This is a genomic window from Streptomyces sp. G7(2002) (assembly GCF_028870195.1).
Classification (GTDB): Bacteria; Actinomycetota; Actinomycetes; order Streptomycetales; family Streptomycetaceae; genus Streptomyces; species Streptomyces nigrescens.
Genome location: NZ_CP102609.1, coordinates 5,582,894 through 5,600,680, shown reverse-complemented (window position 1 = coordinate 5,600,680; position 17,787 = coordinate 5,582,894). Strand labels below are relative to the sequence as shown.

The 17,787-nt window shown below is 72.2% G+C and carries 14 protein-coding genes and 1 pseudogene; 8 read left to right on the top strand and 7 right to left on the bottom strand.

Annotated features, from left to right (window positions below):
• Positions 1-118 precede the first annotated feature (118 nt).
• Positions 119-1,243 carry a DNA integrity scanning diadenylate cyclase DisA gene (gene disA, locus NUT86_RS23760; protein ID WP_026170238.1) on the top strand — a complete coding sequence of 375 codons (1,125 nt, stop codon included), beginning with the start codon at positions 119-121 and terminating at the stop codon, positions 1,241-1,243.
• 23 nt (positions 1,244-1,266) lie between these two features.
• Here disA and NUT86_RS23755 read toward each other — a convergent pair whose 3' ends face one another.
• Positions 1,267-1,770, bottom strand: coding sequence for a pyridoxamine 5'-phosphate oxidase family protein (locus NUT86_RS23755; RefSeq protein WP_159486899.1), 504 nt, complete (start codon positions 1,768-1,770; stop codon positions 1,267-1,269).
• 81 nt (positions 1,771-1,851) lie between these two features.
• On the bottom strand, positions 1,852-3,186 hold the full coding sequence (locus NUT86_RS23750; RefSeq protein ID WP_274737490.1) for a globin domain-containing protein: 1,335 nt from the start codon (positions 3,184-3,186) through the stop codon (positions 1,852-1,854).
• 282 nt (positions 3,187-3,468) lie between these two features.
• Here NUT86_RS23750 and NUT86_RS23745 point away from each other — a divergent pair, with 282 nt between their 5' ends.
• Complete coding sequence (locus NUT86_RS23745) at positions 3,469-4,170, top strand: response regulator transcription factor (protein ID WP_109891726.1); 702 nt, start codon at positions 3,469-3,471, stop codon at positions 4,168-4,170.
• A gap of 212 nt (positions 4,171-4,382) precedes the next feature.
• Here the strand turns inward: NUT86_RS23745 and NUT86_RS23740 are convergent, their stop codons facing one another.
• From NUT86_RS23740 to NUT86_RS23730, 3 genes are all read right to left on the bottom strand, one after another.
• Positions 4,383-6,065 (bottom strand): sensor histidine kinase, encoded by a 1,683-nt coding sequence (locus tag NUT86_RS23740; RefSeq protein WP_274740599.1) that lies wholly within the window; start codon positions 6,063-6,065, stop codon positions 4,383-4,385.
• Between the two features lie 495 nt (positions 6,066-6,560).
• On the bottom strand, positions 6,561-7,547 hold the full coding sequence (locus NUT86_RS23735; RefSeq protein ID WP_274737489.1) for an NAD-dependent epimerase/dehydratase family protein: 987 nt from the start codon (positions 7,545-7,547) through the stop codon (positions 6,561-6,563).
• A 343-nt stretch (positions 7,548-7,890) separates the two neighbouring features.
• On the bottom strand, positions 7,891-8,700 hold the full coding sequence (locus NUT86_RS23730) for a hypothetical protein (RefSeq protein ID WP_093643697.1): 810 nt from the start codon (positions 8,698-8,700) through the stop codon (positions 7,891-7,893).
• 230 nt (positions 8,701-8,930) lie between these two features.
• Here NUT86_RS23730 and NUT86_RS23725 point away from each other — a divergent pair, with 230 nt between their 5' ends.
• Positions 8,931-9,515 (top strand): phosphatase PAP2 family protein, encoded by a 585-nt coding sequence (locus NUT86_RS23725; RefSeq protein WP_274737488.1) that lies wholly within the window; start codon positions 8,931-8,933, stop codon positions 9,513-9,515.
• Between the two features lie 267 nt (positions 9,516-9,782).
• Here the strand turns inward: NUT86_RS23725 and NUT86_RS23720 are convergent, their stop codons facing one another.
• Positions 9,783-10,526: a pyridoxamine 5'-phosphate oxidase gene (locus NUT86_RS23720; protein WP_274737487.1), complete on the bottom strand. Its 744-nt coding sequence runs from the start codon at positions 10,524-10,526 to the stop codon at positions 9,783-9,785.
• 392 nt (positions 10,527-10,918) lie between these two features.
• Between NUT86_RS23720 and NUT86_RS23715 the strand changes: the two genes are divergently transcribed.
• From NUT86_RS23715 to NUT86_RS40680, 5 genes and pseudogenes are all read left to right on the top strand, one after another.
• Positions 10,919-11,878 (top strand): A/G-specific adenine glycosylase, encoded by a 960-nt coding sequence (locus tag NUT86_RS23715; protein ID WP_018092997.1) that lies wholly within the window; start codon positions 10,919-10,921, stop codon positions 11,876-11,878.
• Between the two features lie 353 nt (positions 11,879-12,231).
• Complete coding sequence (locus NUT86_RS23710) at positions 12,232-12,837, top strand: SigE family RNA polymerase sigma factor (protein ID WP_018092996.1); 606 nt, start codon at positions 12,232-12,234, stop codon at positions 12,835-12,837.
• Positions 12,838-13,102: 265 nt separating this feature from the next.
• A complete protein-coding gene (locus tag NUT86_RS23705; protein ID WP_018092994.1) occupies positions 13,103-13,711 on the top strand; it encodes a hypothetical protein in 609 nt (202 codons plus the stop codon).
• Between the two features lie 9 nt (positions 13,712-13,720).
• Positions 13,721-14,431 (top strand): two-component system response regulator CseB, encoded by a 711-nt coding sequence (cseB, locus tag NUT86_RS23700; protein ID WP_018092993.1) that lies wholly within the window; start codon positions 13,721-13,723, stop codon positions 14,429-14,431.
• Positions 14,432-14,439: 8 nt separating this feature from the next.
• Positions 14,440-15,773, top strand: a pseudogene (locus tag NUT86_RS40680) (ATP-binding protein).
• Positions 15,774-16,134: 361 nt separating this feature from the next.
• Here the strand turns inward: NUT86_RS40680 and NUT86_RS23685 are convergent.
• A complete protein-coding gene (locus NUT86_RS23685) occupies positions 16,135-17,763 on the bottom strand; it encodes an MDR family MFS transporter (RefSeq protein ID WP_401848506.1) in 1,629 nt (542 codons plus the stop codon).
• Between the last annotated feature and the right edge of the window lie 24 nt (positions 17,764-17,787).

Below are 17,787 nucleotides of genomic sequence, written 5' to 3'. Positions count from 1 at the left end.
CCTGGTCTCGCCCGTCACCGCAGAATTGCCTGTCGGCCACGTACGCTCCGCTGGTACGTCAACCACAGCATGGGCCGGGCGGCCTGCGGACCGACAGACCTTGCGACGGAGGAGTGCAGTGGCAGCCAACGACCGGGCATCGACTCCCGGCAGGTCCGGTGGCAGTTCCTCCACCGAGAGCCTGATGCGCGCCTCACTGAGCGCCGTCGCGCCCGGTACGGCCCTGCGCGACGGACTGGAACGCATCCTCCGCGGCAACACCGGCGGACTGATCGTGCTGGGCTTCGACAAGACCGTCGAGACCATGTGCACCGGCGGATTCGTCCTCGACGTGGAGTTCACCGCGACCCGGCTGCGCGAGCTGTGCAAGCTCGACGGTGCGCTGGTCCTCGACAAGGACATCACCAAGATCCTGCGGGCCGGCGTCCAGCTGGTCCCGGACGCCTCCATCCCGACGGAGGAGACCGGCACCCGCCACCGCACCGCCCAGCGCGTCTCCATCCAGGCCGGCTTCCCGGTCGTCTCCGTCAGCCAGTCGATGCGCCTGATCGCCCTCTACGTCGACGGCGAGCGCCGCGTCCTGGAGGAGTCGGCCGCGATCCTCTCCCGCGCCAACCAGGCCCTGGCGACCCTGGAGCGCTACAAGCTCCGCCTGGACGAGGTCGCCGGCACCCTCTCCGCCCTGGAGATCGAGGACTTGGTCACGGTCCGCGATGTCACCGCGGTCGCCCAGCGCCTGGAGATGGTCCGCCGGATCGCCACCGAGATCGCCGAGTACGTCGTCGAGCTCGGCACGGACGGCCGGCTGCTCGCCCTCCAGCTGGAGGAGCTGATCGCCGGCGTGGAGCCCGAGCGGGAGCTGGTCGTCCGCGACTACGTCCCCGAGCCGACCGCCAAGCGCTCCCGCACGGTCGCCGAGGCGCTCGCCGAGCTGGACGCCCTCAGCCACACCGAGCTCCTCGAACTCCCCATCGTGGCCCGCGCGCTGGGCTACAGCGGCGCCCCCGAGACCCTGGACTCCGCGGTCTCGCCGCGCGGTTTCCGCCTGCTGGCGAAGGTCCCCCGGCTGCCCGGCACGGTCATCGACCGCCTCGTCGACCACTTCGGCGGCCTGCAGAAGCTCCTCGCGGCCAGCGTCGACGACCTCCAGACGGTCGACGGCGTCGGCGAGGCCCGCGCCCGCTCGGTCCGCGAGGGCCTGTCGCGGCTCGCGGAGTCGTCGATCCTGGAGCGGTACGTCTGACCTGCGCACGGCTCGGGACGGCCTCAGGCCGTGAGCCGGACCCCCGTCACGAGATCGGGGCGGATGCGCAGCACGTGCTCGTGCGGCCGCTCCCGCCGGGGGAGTTCGTCCGGCCGGCTCCACCCCGGGCGCAGCAGGCGCCGGTAGCGCGCCAGCGCGTCGGGGTCGGTGACCAGATGGCAGTAGCCGGTGACCACGACGCTCCAGCCGAGGTGGGTGACGGCGTCGATGGCGTCCGCCTCATAGGCGACGACCACGCCCCCGGCGCCGGCCCACCGGTCCCGGATGGTCAGTGCGGCGCCCTCGTGGGTGCGCAGCACGATGTCGCCGTCGTCCACGAGATGCGGGACGGGGTGGATCGCCGGCAGCGCGTGGCGGGTGAAGACGATCCGGCCCAGGGAGACCGTGCCCAACAGCCGCAGGGCCTCCGCGCGGTGCAGGGCCGCACTGCGGCGCGGCCCCTCGGCGGCTGCCCCGCCCTGCCCGGTGCGGGCCGCGGCGCAGTGCCCGGCCGACGTGTCGTTCACCACCCGCTCCCTCTCGTCCGCACACGCTGACCTGCCCAGTAGACGATCACCGGCCACCGCGCGCCAGGGGCCGTTCGGCCCCTAACGCGCCGCCGCCGGCCTCGGCCGGACCCCGCCGGCGTCGAGCAGCGGGTCGTGGCGGATACGGTCGGCGGGCAGACCGGCCGCGGTCAGCCGGGACACCGTGGCGCCGACCATCGCGGGCGGGCCGCTGACATAGGCGAGGTGACCGGACCAGTCGCCGTGACGGGCCACGGCCTCGGCCACCGGGCCGTACGCACCGGCCGCCGCGCCCTCGTCGAGCACCGTCACCACCCGCAGCCACGGGCGGCAGTCCGCCCAATCCGCCAGCACCCGCGCGTCGTACAGCTCGTCGCGGCTGCGGGCACCGAGGAACAGCTGCACACGGCGGCGCTCCTGGGCGGCCCGCACCGGACGCCCGGCGCCCCCTGGCCGGCGCCCGGCCAGCTCCTCTACCAGCGCCTTGACCGGCGCCCAGCCCGTACCGCCCGCCACCAGCAGCAGATCGCGGCCGAGGGCGTCGTCGTCGAGCGTCATCGTGCCGTTCGCGGGACCCAGCCGCAGGACGTCCCCGACCAGGGTGCGGGTCACCAGGGCCTCGCTCACCCCGCCCTCGCAGGTCTGCCGCACATGCAGCTCCAGCTCGCCTTCCGGCCGGGGTGCGCAGGCGAGGGAGTACGGCCGCCACGCCTGGGGCAGCAGCGGCGATTCGACGGCCGCGTACTGCCCGGCCCGGTAGGGGTAGGGCTCATGGGGCCGTACGCGCAGGACGGCGAGGTCCGGGCGGCGCAGCTCATGGGCGGTCACCGTGGCCTGCCAGTACGGGGGTTCGGCGAGGGTGGCCTCCGCGCCCTCGACCATGGCCGCGACGGCGAACCGCAGCATCCGCACCCAGGCCGCTTCCACGGCGTCGGTCCACCGGCCGCCGGCGGTGCGGCGCAGCGCCACCCGCAGCGCCGCCTCGAACGTCCGGTAGTGCACCGGCCGGACACCCAGTTTCCGGTGGTCGCGGCCGAGGCGGGTGAAGAGCGCCGCCACCTCGTCCGGGTCGTGCAGATTCTCGATCAGATACCGGAAGATCCGGGCGAGATGGGCGCGCTGGAAGTCCATCGACGCGGGGAACAGGCTCCGCAGATAGGGGCGGCGGCGGAACATCTCCGCATAGAGGTGTTCGATCAGCTCGCCGAAGGGGGTCACCAGATCCAGGTACTGGGTGATCAGACGCTGGTCGGCGGCACCGTCATAGCGCGCCGGGCCGGGTAAGTCCGGTTCGGCGGACCGCCTCGGGGACAGCAGCCGGTTGCGCAGCCGCATCGCGTCGTGCCGGGCGAGCAGGGCGTGGTACTCGCCGCCGACGGTGCCGGTGCTGGTGCCGGTGCCGGTGAGGGATTCCATGAACGGGCCTCCTGGGGTGACGGAGGGCGGGGCGGCGCCGCGGACCGCCGTGGAATCCGCCCGTCCGACGGAAAGGGGGCGCCAGTATGGCACCGGACACTTCTCCCCAAACGGCCCCATTCCCCGGGGTCTTTCGGCCCTTTCGCGGCCCCGTTCCGCCACGGCACCCTCGTGCCGGGACGTCCCGTCCCGCATGCCGGACCGCCACCAGAGAGGGACATACTGGATGATCCGTCAGCGGACCGACTGCCGGTATGCCCCGGGCGACAGAGCGAGCACTGCATGAACCAGCACACCCCACCCGGCCCGTTGCGGGTCTTCATCCTCGACGACCACGAGGTGGTCCGGCGTGGGGTGCGCGACCTCCTGGAGGCGGAGGGCGACATCGAGGTGGTGGGCGAGGCGGGCGACGCCCGGCAAACCCTCGCGCGGGTCCCCGCCACCCGCCCGCAGGTGGCCGTCCTGGACGTACGCCTCGGCGGCGGGGCCGGCACCGGCGGTGACCACGAAGGCATCGAGGTGTGCCGGGAGTTACGCGCCCGGATGCCGGAGCTGCCCTGTCTGATGCTGACGTCCTTCGACGACGACGAGGCGCTGTTCGACGCCATCATGGCGGGGGCGGCCGGCTATGTGCTCAAGCAGATCAACGGCTCGGAGCTGGTGCACGCGGTACGCACCGTGGCGGCCGGCGAATCGATGCTCGACCCGCGGGCGGCCTCCCGGGTGATGGCCCGGCTGCGCGGCCCGCGGCAGCACACGCCCCAGGAGCCACCGGCGTCGGAGCTGGACCGGCTCTCGCCCCGGGAACGCGAGGTCCTGGAACTGATCGGACAGGGCCTGACCAACAGGGAGATCGCCCACCGGCTGTTCCTGGCCGAGAAGACGGTCAAGAACCGGGTCTCCGCCATCCTCTCCAAGCTGGGTGTGGGCCGCCGCGTCCAGGCAGCGATGGTCGCCGAACGGCTCCGGGAGCCGGGGGGCTGAGCAACGCGCCGGTGGCGGGACTGGGCGATGCACTGGCAGGGGGACTGCGCGAGGCCCTGGCGGGGGGGGGACTGCGCGATGCATTGACGGCGGGCTGCGCGATGCCCTGGCGGCCTGGGCCCGGGCCCGTTCCTCGGGCCGACAGTGGGACGCCTCCACACCAGACGGGCACCGAGCGGCTGAGCAACGCCCCGACGGCCCGGGCCCGTTCCTCAGGACGGCAGCGGGGCGCTCCACACCAGACGGGTACCGCCGGACGCGGGTGCCCCGACGGTCAGCCGGCCGCCGTACATCTCGGCCCGTGCGCGCAGATTGGCCAGCCCGCCGGTGTGCCGGGCAGCGCCCACCCCCACCCCGTCGTCCGTCACCGTCAGCGTCACCGCGTCGTCCACGGTCAGCACCAGGTCGAGTCGGTGCGCACGGGCGTGCCGGGCGGCGTTGCTCAGGGCCTCCACGGCCACCGCCAGCAGCTGTTCGGCCAGGGCGTCCGGGACGGTGGCGTCCACCGGGCCGTCGATGCGCAGGGAGGGGGCGAAGCCGAGCGTGCCGGTGGCGCCCCGGACGGCCTCGGTGAGGTCGCGGCGCAGGCTCGGACCGCCCCGGCCGTCGCCGGTGGTGCGCAGTCCGAAAATGGTCGAGCGGATGATTTTGATGGTGTCGTCCAGGTCGTCGACCGCGCGGCCGACGCGCTCGGCCGCTTCGGGCCGGTCGATGAGCCGGGTCGCGCTCTGCAGGGTGATACCGGTGGCGAAGAGCCGCTGGATCGCCAGGTCGTGCAGGTCCCGGGCGATGCGGTCGCGGTCGTGGAAGACCGCCAGTTCCTCCGACTCGGCGCGGTGGCGGCCGAGTTCGAGGGCGATCACGGCCTGGTCGGCGAAGCCGGAGATCAAGGTCGCCTCGGTGTCGTCGAACGGGGGCCGGCCCGCCAGCCGGCTCAGCCGCAGCGCACCGCGTCCGCTGTCGATCTGGAGGGGGACGGCGATGGCCGGACCGTGCTCCTCCTTGCTCCCGCCCTCGGTCCCGCCCTCGGTCCCGTCCTCGGTCCCGTCCTCGGTCCCGCCCTCGGTCCCGTCTTCGGTCCCGTCACCCAGGCCGAGCGGATACGCGCGGGGGTCGGACCGGATGTCGGCGCTGACCACCGGCCGGCCGGTGCGGGCGGCCATACCGGGCAGTGAGCCTTCGGCCGGTACGAGCAGACCGGCGATCCGGCCGGCGCCCGCACCGTGCGCCACCGCCACCCGCAGCCGGTCCGGCCCGGATTGGGTCGGCAGGAGCACGGCGGCGCTGTCGGCCCCCGCGACCTCCAGCGCGCGCTCGGCGATCAGCTGCAGCACCCGGTCCGCCTCGGTGCCGGACAGCAGGCTGCGGGTGATCTCGGCGAGCGCCTCCAGACGACGCTCCCGGCGGCGACTCTCGTGGTACATACGGGCGTTGTCGATCGCCACACCGGCCGCGATCGACAGGGTGGTCACCACCGCCTCGTCGTCCGCGTCGAAGGAGCCCCCGCCGCGCTTCTCGGTGAGATAGAGATTGCCGAAGACCTCGTCACGGACCCGGACCGGCACCCCGAGGAAGGTCCGCATGGGGGGATGGCGGTCCGGAAAGCCGTAGCTGTGCGGGTGGCTGCTCAGATCGGTCAGCCGCAGAGGCTCCGGGCGGCGGATGAGCTCACCGAGGATGCCCCGTCCGCAGGGCGTGCGACCGATCTCGGCCATGAGGGCGTCCGACATGCCCACGGGCAAAAACTGCGACAGCCGCTGCCCGTCACCGACCACGCCGAGCGCCCCGTACTCCGCGTCGGTGAGGGTGACCGCCGCCTCGACGATGCCCTGGAGCACCTGCGGCAGTTCGAGCCCGCGCCCCAGACTCATCACGGCGTCGAGCAGACTGCGCATCCGGTCCGGTTCGCGAAGGTGCGGCCCCGGTAAGACCGGATCGTGCTGCGTTGCTTCCGACATGACTGAGCCGCTCCCCGGGTCCCGTACCTGCACAGCAGCGTACGCGAGCGCCAGAAGGGGCCCGGCCCCGCTCGCCACGGCCGGGCGGCCCCCGCGCAGGGCCACCCGGGCCCGTACGAGGGGCTGTTCGGCCCTGGCGCCCCGGCGCACCGGCACCCGACCATGGGTACACCGGGAAGGGCGGCCAGGTCTCCCCCGTGCTCAGCGCCCTTCCCGGCCCACCGGACCACTGGGCCACCTGCCCACCGGCCCGCCCTGCCGCGGCCCGGCCGCCGCGTCAGCCGCGCAACAGGGCTGCCTCCCGCTCCGGGAGCTGCGGAGCCACAGGCTCGGTCGCCACGTCAGCCATGCAGCACACCCGCCTCCCGCTCCGCCGCAAGCCCCACCACCGGCCGGTCCCGGCACTACGGAGCCACGGGCCCGACCGCCACATCAGCCGCGCAACACCGCCACCTCCCGCTCCGGCGCAAGTCCCACCACCGGCCGGTCCGGGCGCTGCGGAGCCACTCCGCCGAGGGACTGCAGCCAGGTCCAGGTGTCGGCGACCGTTTCGGCGACGGGACGGCAACGCAGCCCCGCCGCACGCGCCTTGGACACATCGGTGCTGAAGAACGCGTCCCGCGGCTCGCCGGGCGGCAGCCAGACCGGCAGCTCGATCCACGGCTCGATACCGGCGGCGAGGACATCCTCCGGAGCGGTCCAGCGCAGCTCCGCGTCCGCGCCGGTGGCCTGCACACAGCTCTCCAGGAACTCCCCCATCGTGGCGTGCCCGGCCTCGCTCACCAGGTTGTACGCACCGCCCAGCCCGGCCTCCAGCGCATCGACCGTCCAGACGGCGAGATCCCGGACGTCGATGTACTGCAGCGCCAACTCCCGCGGCCCCGGCGCGAGGACCGGGCCACCGCGGGCGATCCGGCCCAGCCACCACGGCAGCCGCCCGATGTTCTCATACGGCCCGAGGACCAGCCCCGCGCGCAGCAGCAGCGCCCGGTCCCCGAACGCCTCGGTCGCGGCCAGCTCACCGCCCCGCTTGGCCTGCGCATAGTCCTCGGCGTCCGTGGCGTCGGGGGAGCCCGTCACCAGCGGAGCCCGCTCGCCGTACGGGGCACTGGGCGGAGAGGCGTACACCGAACCGCTGGAGACATAGGCATACCTCCCGACCCGCCCGGCCAGCAGCCGCGCCGTGTCCCGCACCGCCGACGGCGCACCGCTCCAGGTGTCGACAACGGCGTCCCACTCGCCCTCCTCCAGGGCAGCGAGCCCCGCCGCGTCCCCCCGGTCGCCGTGCAGCGACGTCACCCCCTCCGGCGCAGCGTGCTTCCCCCGGTGAAACACCGTCACCTGCCACCCCCGCGCCATCGCCGCCTCGGTGACCGCCCGTCCCACGAACTCCGTACCGCCCAGCATCAGTAGCTTCATAACGGCGACTGTGCCGGACGCCGGTGGCCGGGACCAGCGATGCACGCTCTGGGCGGAATCCCTCTGGGCGGAATTAGCGGAGGGGTGGGGTCCGGGTCCGGGGATTCGGGGGCCGGGGGCCGCTGGACGCCGGTCAGCTCGTCACCGGCCCGCTCGTCGCCGACCCGCTCGTCGCCGACCCGCTCGATGCGGGTGATGGGGGGACGCCGGTGACGCGGCCGGGGCCGGGGTCTCCAGTCTGTAACTGCTGCCCGGGGCCCGGCTCACAGCTCGCTCCGTGGCCACAGCCCTCAACTACAGGCCATGGCCTCAACCACAGGCCAGGGCCTCGACCGGCAGAGCCTCAGCCCTCAGCCAGGACGAACGTCGTACGGGCCGCTTCCAACCCCGGCACCTTGGCCTCGATCTCATATTTGCCGGCGGGTACCTTGGCCGAACTCGGCGTGGCGCACTGCGGGCCGCTGGCCCGGCGGTCCCACTCGATGACGCGCTGCACGGAACCCTTCGCCGGCACCTGCAGCAGCGCGGGCTCGGTGCCCGACGGGCAGTCGTTCGAGGCCCAGACCCGGTCGTCGCCCGCGGCGTCGCTGATGGTGAGCACCGTGGCCTTCTGCCCGAGATCCACCTTGCAGGCCGCCCCGGCCGCATTCTCGACCGTCAGCTCGAACTTCGGCCGGGCGCCCGGCGCATAGGAGCGCTTGACGCTGTGCAGCACCAACTCCGCTTTTCCGGAGACACAGTTGGGGAGCGAGGAGCCGGCACTGACGGCGTTCTTGCCGGAGCCCTGACCGATCGGCCCGCCCCCGGAACCGGAACCACCACCGGAACTTCCGCTGCCACCGCCCGCAGCCCCCGAGCCGCCCGAACCGGAGTCCGACCCTTCGTCCCCTACGTCATCGCCCGACTCATCGCGTCCGCCCGGCTTTTGGTCGTTCACCGGACCGCTCGCGGAGGGCCCTGGCGTGATGGACGTCGCGGGGCCGTTACCCTGCGACCCCTTGCCCTCATCGCTGCTCTTGCCGGCGTCGCCGCCCCAGTTGAGGGCCCACACCACCAGGAGGGCGAGCAGGACGACGATGGCCAGCGCAACGGCCCTCCGCCGCCAGTAGATGGAGGAGGGAAGCGGCCCGATCGGATTGCGCAGTGATCCCACGCGGAAACTCTACGAGAGATCGGCCCCCGCACCGGCCAGTACCCGCCGCTTCCGGCTGCAACTTTTCCCATGATCGGCCCGGAGCCGGCCCCCCGACCGCGTTTCCGGCCCCAACGGGCCTGATGCCCGCTAGGTCTCGGTCTGCTCCGCTCCGGCCTTACTTTCGTCAGATGCGCCCCTGCCGATCGTCGGCTGCGGCACAACCGGGCCGGTCCGTACGGTCGTTGATCATGAACAGCACCACTCTCTACCGCGACCTCACCGACCTCGCCCACCACTCCCCCGACTGGCTCCGCACCCTGGCCGGCCTCGGCACCGAGGGCGGGCTGCTGCTCCTGATGGCGATGGCGGTCCCCGTGTGGTGGCGGGCCCGCAGCCATACGGCCCGTTCGGTCGCCCTGGCGGTACTGGTGCCGATATCCAGCGCCGTCGCCTACCTGTTGAGTGAACTCGTCAAGAGCCTGGTGGACGAGGAACGGCCCTGCCGGGCGGTGGCGGGGGCGGCCGCCTCGATCGCACCCTGCCCGCCCGGGGGCGACTGGTCCTTCCCCAGCAACCACTCGACGATCGCCGCGGCCCTGGCCGTCGGCCTCACCCTCGCCTGCCGGGCCACACTCCTGCTCGCACTCCCGGTCGCCCTGCTGACCGGCCTGTCCCGGGTCTTCGTCGGCGTCCACTATCCACACGACGTACTGGCCGGCCTCACCCTCGGCGCAGCGGTGGCGGCCCTGTGCCCAGCACTCCTCGCCCGCCCGACAACCGCCCTGGTGGCACGAATGCGGACCGGACGCTGGCGGGCGCTGGTGGCGGCGTAGCAGTGGGCGCGGCGCCGGTTCCCCCGGGGGCGCGGCCCCCCCGACCGGGGCCCCACCTCCGCGGGGGCTCGCGGAGACACAAGCGCGGGGCCCACTGCCACAGGACCGCGGGGCTCACCCGCAGGATCGCGGCGCCTCACCACCGCGCACCCCACCCCCGCAGGACCGCGCGGCCTAGCCCGCCGGACCGCGGGGCCTCACCCGCAGGACCGCGAGGCCTCACCACCGCGCACTCCACCCCCGCACAACCTCACCGCCTAAGCGGCCTCACCGCCCCGACCACTCCTCCTTGTGGCCGAAGCCCTGGCCGTTGTCGATCAGCCGCAGCCAGTCGGGGCGCAGTTCCCACAGGGTGGTGCGCTCCAGGGCGGCGCGCAGCCGGTCGCTCGCCGTGACGAACGGAAAGCGCTCGACATAGACCTGCCAGCCGGCCGCCCGCTCGGCGCCGGTCAGCGGGCGGCAGCGGCCCCGGCCCTGAAGTCCCGTCAGGCCGCTCCACTCCTGGCCGTCCCGCTGCACCGTGAACGCGACCCGCGCGCCGGGCTCCACGAGCGCCCGGCCGTGCCGCGTCGTGGTAGCGGTGACGAAATACAGCGCGGGCCCAGCACCAACCGCCCCGGCCCCCGCCACACCGGACGCCACACCGGACGCCACCCCTGACGCCCCACCCGACGGCCCACCGGCCTCCACGCCAGCCGCCCCACCGTGCTCTGCGCCCGACGCCGCGCCCGCGGCGTACAGCACCGCGCATGCCTGCGGCCCGTCCTCGTCCACGTACGCGAGCGTCATCGTCGTATGCGCGGCCAGCGCGCGCCGGATCGCCTCTGGGCAGTCCGGACCGGCCGCCCCCGAGGCGCCGCCCACTCCCGCAGCGCCGGCCGGCCCCGCGGCTCCACCTGGTCCCGCGGTGGCGCCCGATCCCGCGGCTCCGCCCACTCCCGCGGTGGCGCCCGGTCCCGCCTCGCCGCCCGTGTCTTCGCCCGAGTCGTCCGCTCCGCTCATCTCCGCCATGCCCACATCCTCGCTTGCCGCCTCCTTCTATTCCAGCAACGATTACGGAGAGTAGCCAGTTCCCGCCGAGGTGTGACCGGGGGTGGCACGCGCCGGTGCCCCACACCGCGCGCCCCTCCCCCGGCCCACCGGCCCGGCCACTAATCCCAGCCCCCGCCCCGCCAGTGGCCCTGCCCACCACCCGATCGCGCCCCCGGCCCCGCAGCGCCCCATCGACCGAGTCCACCCCGCCCCCTCCACGCCATTCCCCTCTCTCCCTTCCCACACCCTCCACACCCCCCTCCAACCACCCCCCATTGGCACCCGGCCGTCCTGCGTGTGGGTGGGCGTGCGGCGGGGCGGGCCCGGTGCGTTTCCTGGGCGACGCCGGACGTGCCAGGATCGGCAGTGCCATGACTTCGACGCCTGTCACCACCACTGCCACGACCGCCGCCGCCGAGACCGCTTCCGCCGCCGACGCGGCCGCGGAAGCCGCCGACGGGACCGCGCTGCACGGCCCGGTCACCGACTGGTTCGACGAGCACGCCCGCGATCTGCCCTGGCGCCGCCCCGAAGCGGGCGCCTGGGGTGTGATGGTGAGCGAGTTCATGCTGCAGCAGACCCCGGTCAGCAGAGTGCTGCCGGTGTACGAGCAGTGGCTGGCCCGCTGGCCGCGCCCCGCCGACCTGGCCGCCGAGGCGCCGGGCGAGGCGGTCCGGGCCTGGGGCCGGCTCGGCTATCCGCGGCGCGCCCTGCGGCTGCACGCCGCCGCGTCCGCGATACAGGAGCGGCACGGCGGCGACGTGCCGCGTGAGCACAGCCAGTTGCTGGCGCTGCCCGGCGTCGGCGAGTACACCGCCGCGGCGGTCGCGTCCTTCGCGTACGGGCAGCGGCATGCGGTGCTGGACACCAATGTGCGGCGGGTGTTCGCCCGCGCGGTGGCCGGCCGCCAGTTCCCGCCGAACGCCACCACCGCGGCGGAGCGCAAGCTCGCCCGTGCGCTGCTGCCCGAGGAGGAGCAGCTGGCGGCGCGCTGGGCGGCGGCCACGATGGAGCTGGGTGCACTGCTGTGCACGGCGCGCACGCCGGAGTGCCACCGCTGTCCGATCGCGGCGCAGTGCGCGTGGCGGCAGGCCGGGTCCCCGGCGCACGACGGTCCGCCGCGCCGCACCCAGACCTACGCCGGTACCGACCGTCAGGTGCGCGGCAAGCTGCTGGCCGTGCTGCGCGAGGCGGTCACCCCGGTGCCGCAGCAGGTGCTGGACGCGGTGTGGGACGAGCCGGTGCAGCGGGCGCGGGCGCTGGACGGGCTGGTCTCGGACGGTCTGGTCGAGCCGCTGGGCGGGGGCCGGTACCGGCTGCCGCTGACATAGCGCGGCTGTCACATACGGATTGAGGAGGCGCGGCTGCTTCGGCGGCCGCGCCTCCTGGCGTGACGGCCGTCCGTCTGATTCGGTGTCACCTTTGGCGCAGCATGACCGAATGGTGCCCCGATACGGCCTGAAGAAGTCCCTCGCGGGGCAGGGTTGCCGTCGTGTCACGGCCGATAGGCCTTGCGGTGGGGGTGCTTCTCCCCCCGGAGTATGACGTGCACAGGCCCGCCGTCCGTCCGAGGTATGACCCCTGGCGCGCTGTTACACAACCGAGGGTTTTCCGTGCACTCGTTGTGGGGCCGACGCACATTACGTCGCAACACCCTCTCCGTAGCGTCTTCCTCGTGCTGGAGATGACCGTCAGCACGGTCAACGTGGGGAAACGAAAGCGGATCGGAGGCGTCGAGATGGCGACCAGCGGCGGCAAGGTACTGGACTTCGAAGAGTACGTTCGTACGCGGCAGGAGGCCCTGCTGCGGAGCGCCCGGCGCCTGGTGCCCGACCCGGTCGACGCTCAGGATCTGCTGCAGACGGCCCTGGTCCGCACCTACGGCCGCTGGGACGGCATCGCGGACAAGTCGCTGGCCGACGCCTACCTCCGCCGCGTCATGATCAACACGCGGACCGAGTGGTGGCGGGCGCGCAAGCTGGAGGAGGTGCCCACCGAGCAGCTTCCGGACGCGAGCGTGGACGACGGCACCGAGCAGCGCGCCGACCGTGCCCTCCTGATGGACATCCTCGGGGTGCTGGCTCCCAAGCAGCGCAGCGTCGTGGTGCTGCGACACTGGGAGCAGATGAGCACGGAGGAGACCGCGGCGGCGCTCGGCATGTCGACGGGTACCGTCAAGAGCACGCTGCACCGTGCGCTGGCGCGGCTGCGTCAGGAGCTGCAGATGCGTGACATCGACGCGCGGATGCTGGAGCGCGGCGAGCGGGAGCGGGAGCGGTGCGCGGCCTGACGGGCGGCGCACGGCACGCGGAACAGGGCACGGAACGCGGCACGGAACACGGCACCACACCAGATACCAGACGAAAAATATCCTTACCGGTGAAAACGGGCAGAACGACAGGTGCCTTACGGCTCCGGGCTCGACACGCGACAATCAGTTCAGGAACAGCAGCGGGATCAGCGGCTGTGCGAGAAGCACGGTGAGCGGGAGCGGATTGTCCAGGAACAGGTTGACCAGGATCGGGTTGACCAGAGGCGGCGCGGCCACGGCAGGAGTGGCCGCCGTCGGCCTTTTGCTGGCCGGATGCAATCCGGGGGGCGAGGGCGTGCGCAGCGAGGGCTCCGCCAGCAGCACCCCCGCACCCAAGGGCCCGGTGAGCAGCTCCCCCAGCCCGGCCTCGACCGCGGACTACAAGAAGGTCGACGCGGTCCAGCTGCTGAAGGACGACCCGAAGGTCGGCCCGATGGTGAAGAAGTCCCTCTACAAGCCCTGCGCCGCCGACGAGTACCCGGTCGAGGTGACCTATGCGTCGCTGACCGGCAGCAAGTCCCCCGATGTCATCGTCAACGTCATGACCTGCGCGGATTCCGTCGGGATCGGCTCGTACGTCTATCGCAAACGCAGCGGTGCGAAGGGCGGGTATGACAACGTGTACACGAACGAGCAGCCGTCGGTCTCCGCCGCGGTCAACAAGGGCGAGCTGGAGGTCTCCAAGCAGACCTACGACACCGGCGACAAGGTGTGCTGCCCCTCCGGTGAGGATGTGATGCCCTACCGCTGGGAGGGCAGCCGCTTCGTCGAGCACGACGGCTATCACACCGACTACAGCAAGACCACCGTCGACGGCGCCACGCCGGACGACGGCACGGGATCGGAGGGTTGAGACAACCGCATGGCCGAGACCCATGTGCTCTTCGTCGAGGACGACGATGTCATTCGCGAGGCGACGCAGCTGGCGCTGGAGCGGGACGGTTTCGTGGTCACCGCGATGCCTGACGGGCTCGCGGGCCTGGAGGCGTTCCGCGCCAACCGTCCCGACATCGCGCTGCTCGATGTGATGGTGCCGGGACTCGACGGGGTCAGCCTGTGCCGGCGGATCCGTGACGAGTCGACGGTTCCCGTCATCATGCTGTCGGCGCGTGCCGACTCCATCGATGTGGTGCTCGGCCTGGAGGCCGGCGCCGACGACTATGTCACCAAGCCGTTCGACGGTGCGGTGCTGGTCGCCCGTATCCGCGCCGTGCTGCGCCGCTTCGGTCACGCCAGCGGCCCGGACCGGGCCGGCGCCGCCGCGGCCGATGCGGACGATCCGGCCGAGGCGGTGCTGCGCTTCGGTGATCTGGAGGTCGACACCGAGGGCATGGAGGTGCGCAAGGGCGGCCAGAATGTCGCGCTGACGCCCACCGAGATGCGGCTGCTGCTGGAGTTCTCCAACGCACCGGGTACGGTCCTCTCGCGCGACCGGCTGCTGGAGCGGGTCTGGGACTACGGCTGGGGTGGTGACACCCGGGTGGTGGACGTCCATGTCCAGCGGCTGCGCGGCAAGATCGGTCAGGACCGGATCGAGACGGTCCGCGGCTTCGGATACAAACTGAGAGGCTGACACCTCCGGTGGTCAGGCTGGCCCTGCGGACGGGGCTGAGATGGAAGCTCAGCGCCGCGATCGCGCTCGTCGGAGCACTGGTCGCGATCGCGCTGAGCCTTGTCGTGCACAACGCCGCCCGGCACTCCATGCTCGACAACAGCCGGGATGTGCAGATCGAGCGGCTCAATTTCACGCAGAGGATCTTCGAGTCCACCAACCGGCTGCAGTTCGGCGCGAAGATCGACGATCCGGCGCTGCCGCCGCCGCTGCGTGACGAGGTCGCCAAGAACAAGCGCGCCACCTACCTCCAGGACACCGGGCAGACCGCCCCCGAGGTGTGGGCGGCCTCACCGCTCAGCAACGGCCGGGTGCTGTCCATGCACGACCGTTTCCCGGACCGTTTCGCCGTCCTGGACGACCTGGACCAGGCGCTGGTCATCGGCTCGACGGCGGTGGTGGTCGGCGGCTGTGCGCTGGGCGTGCTGGTCGGCGGGCGGCTCTCCCAGCGGCTGCGGAAGGCGGCCGCGGCGGCCGGCAAGCTCGCCGACGGCGACACCTCGGGAGGAGTCTCCGTATCCGCGACGAAGGTCGGCGCCGTGGACGCGTGGTTGGATGGGCTTGATCTGGCGTGGACCGTATGGACGCCATCGTTCTCCGGGACATGACGCCGGAACATGCTCGGAGGATGGTGAAGCGGCAGGTCACGCCGTGTCATGCCGGCACCGCACCCAGTCCCTTGGTCTGCCCAAAGAGCTTATAAACAGGCTTCTTTGCGCCGCGGCTCGCCTCCGGCTGGTGCGGGGATGCGGGATGCTGCCTCGATGGGGACCCATGCTGGAGGTGACGCTCAGGCGGCCGGTTCTGCCGGGCATTCTGGCTGGGCAGCGGTTGCTGGGGATTACGTGCGGGCTCCAGGGCCTGCCATCGGCCCAGGACATCGCCCGTCAAAGAGGTGTGCAGGACCCGGCAGGAATGCCTTGATCCGGCGCGCAGCTGGGGACGCGGTTCGACGTTGATCTCGCTGGTGGTTGTTTCCCGGCACGGCAGGCCGCCGATCGAGGTCACCGTCGAGGGCCGGGTGCTGCGGGTGCGCGACCACGGTTCGGGTTTCCCCGAGGCGCTGCTGCGGGAGGGCCCGAGCCGTTTCCGTACGGGCAGCAGCGACCGGGCGGGCCGGGGTCACGGTCTGGGGCTGACGATCGCGGCCGGGCAGGCCCGTGTGCTGGGCGCCCGCCTGACGTTCCGTAACGCCGATGAGCTCACCGATGGTTCGACCGGCGCGGTGTCCGTTCTCTGGCTTCCGGAGAACGCGCCTACGAATACGGGTAGCTTTCCGGTTATTCATCTGCCGGATCGGTAGCCGCTGCGCTTGGTGGGGCTTCCCACGTTGTTGGCTTTCCCGCCGGTCCGCTGCGCTTTGCCTTGGGCCCGCGTTTTCGGCTTTCCCGCCGTGGTGGCTTCTCGCCGTTGCGGGTCCGCTGCGCGGGGCGTGCGCGCGGGTGATGCTTGCGGGTCCCCCGCCGTTGCGCCTGCGGCGGGCCGGGCCGCTGCGCGGGGCTGTCGGGTGCGGTGACGGGCCTCCGGGGCAGGGTGTCCGGACTGCTTCGCTTTACGTCCGGACACCCTGCCCCTCCGGCCCGTCCCCTCCCGTGGGTGGGTGGGGAAAGGCCGGTGGGGGTGCACGTGATCGCTCGCGTGCACCCCCACCGGTCCGATGTGGCTCAGACGGTCTCTGCCACCGCTATTCGGTCCGTCTGCGGGGTCTCGGCCGGTGTGGCCGGGCCGCCGCGGAGCGGGACCTCCTTGAGGAACCAGGCCGCGGCGAAGCCGGCGATGCTGATCACCGCGCCCCACAGGAAGACGTGGTGGGTGCCGGTGGCGACCGCGTGCATGTACGCGTCCTTGATCATCGGCGGGAGCTGGGCCAGCCCCTTCGGGTCCATCTGGGCCCCGCCGCTGGTCATCTTCTCGCCGGCCTTGCCGATCCGTTCGACCATGGTGGCCTGCACCTGGTGGGTGAAGATCGCACCGAGGATCGCGACGCCGAAGGAGCCGCCGATCGTACGGAAGAGGGTGGCCGAGGACGAGCCGACGCCCATGTCCTTCATCTCGACGCTGTTCTGTGCGATCAGCATCGTGGTCTGCATCAGGAAGCCCATACCGGCGCCGAGCACCGCCATGTAGGCGCCCGAGGTGAAGCGTGTGGTGTCGGTGTCCATCAGGGACAGCAGCGTCAGGCCCAGCGTGATCAGCCCGCCGCCGACCACGACGAAGATCTTGTACTTGCCGGTCCGGGTGGTGACCCGGCCCGCGAACAGCGACACCACCATCATGGCCAGCAGCATCGGCAGCAGCAGCAGACCGGAGTTGGTGGCCGAGGCGCCCTGCACGGTCTGCTGGAACAGCGGCAGGAAGGTCATCGACCCGAACATCACAAAGCCGACCAGGAAGCCGATGACCGTGACGAGCGAGAAGTTGCCGTTGCGGAAGATGTGCAGCGGCAGCACCGGCTCGCCGACCTTGCGCTCCACGACCACGAAGAGGGCGAGCGCGACCACGCCGAGAACGCCGAGGCCGATGATCTGGCTGGACAGCCAGTCGTACTCGGTGCCGCCCCAGGTGGTGATCAGCACCAGCGCGGTGATGCCGACGGTGAGCAGCGTGGCGCCGATGTAGTCGATCCGGGTCTGCGACCGCTTCTTCGGCAGATGCAGCACCGCGGTGACCATGATCAGCGCGATCGCGCCGAGCGGCAGGTTGATGTAGAAGCTCCAGCGCCAGCCCAGGTGGTCGGTGATGGTGCCGCCGACCAGCGGTCCGCCGATCATCGCGACGGCCATGACGCCGGCCATCATGCCCTGGTACTTGCCGCGCTCCCGCGGCGGAATCAGATCGCCGATGATCGCCATGACGCCGACCATCAGTCCGCCCGCGCCCAGGCCCTGGACGGCGCGGAAGCCGATCAGCTGCCCCATGTCCTGCGCCATGCCGGACAGCGCGGAGCCGATCAGGAAGATCACAATGGACGTCAGGAAGACGCCCTTGCGTCCGTACATGTCGCCGAGCTTGCCCCAGATCGGTGTCGAGGCGGCGGTCGCGAGTGTGTACGCGGTGACGACCCAGGACAGATGTTCCAGTCCGCCCAGTTCACCGACGATGGTCGGCATCGCGGTGCCGACGATCATGTTGTCCAGCATCGCGAGCAGCATCGCGATCATCAGCGCGAAGAGCACCATCCGTACGCTGGCCGGCTGCTTCTCCTGGCCGCCGCCCGGTGCCGCGTCGGGTCTCCCCTTCTGCACCGAGGTCTGTCCGTCCCCCGTCGGGGTCGCATGCTGCGACTTCCCCATCACTCACTCCCACTTACTTGCCGC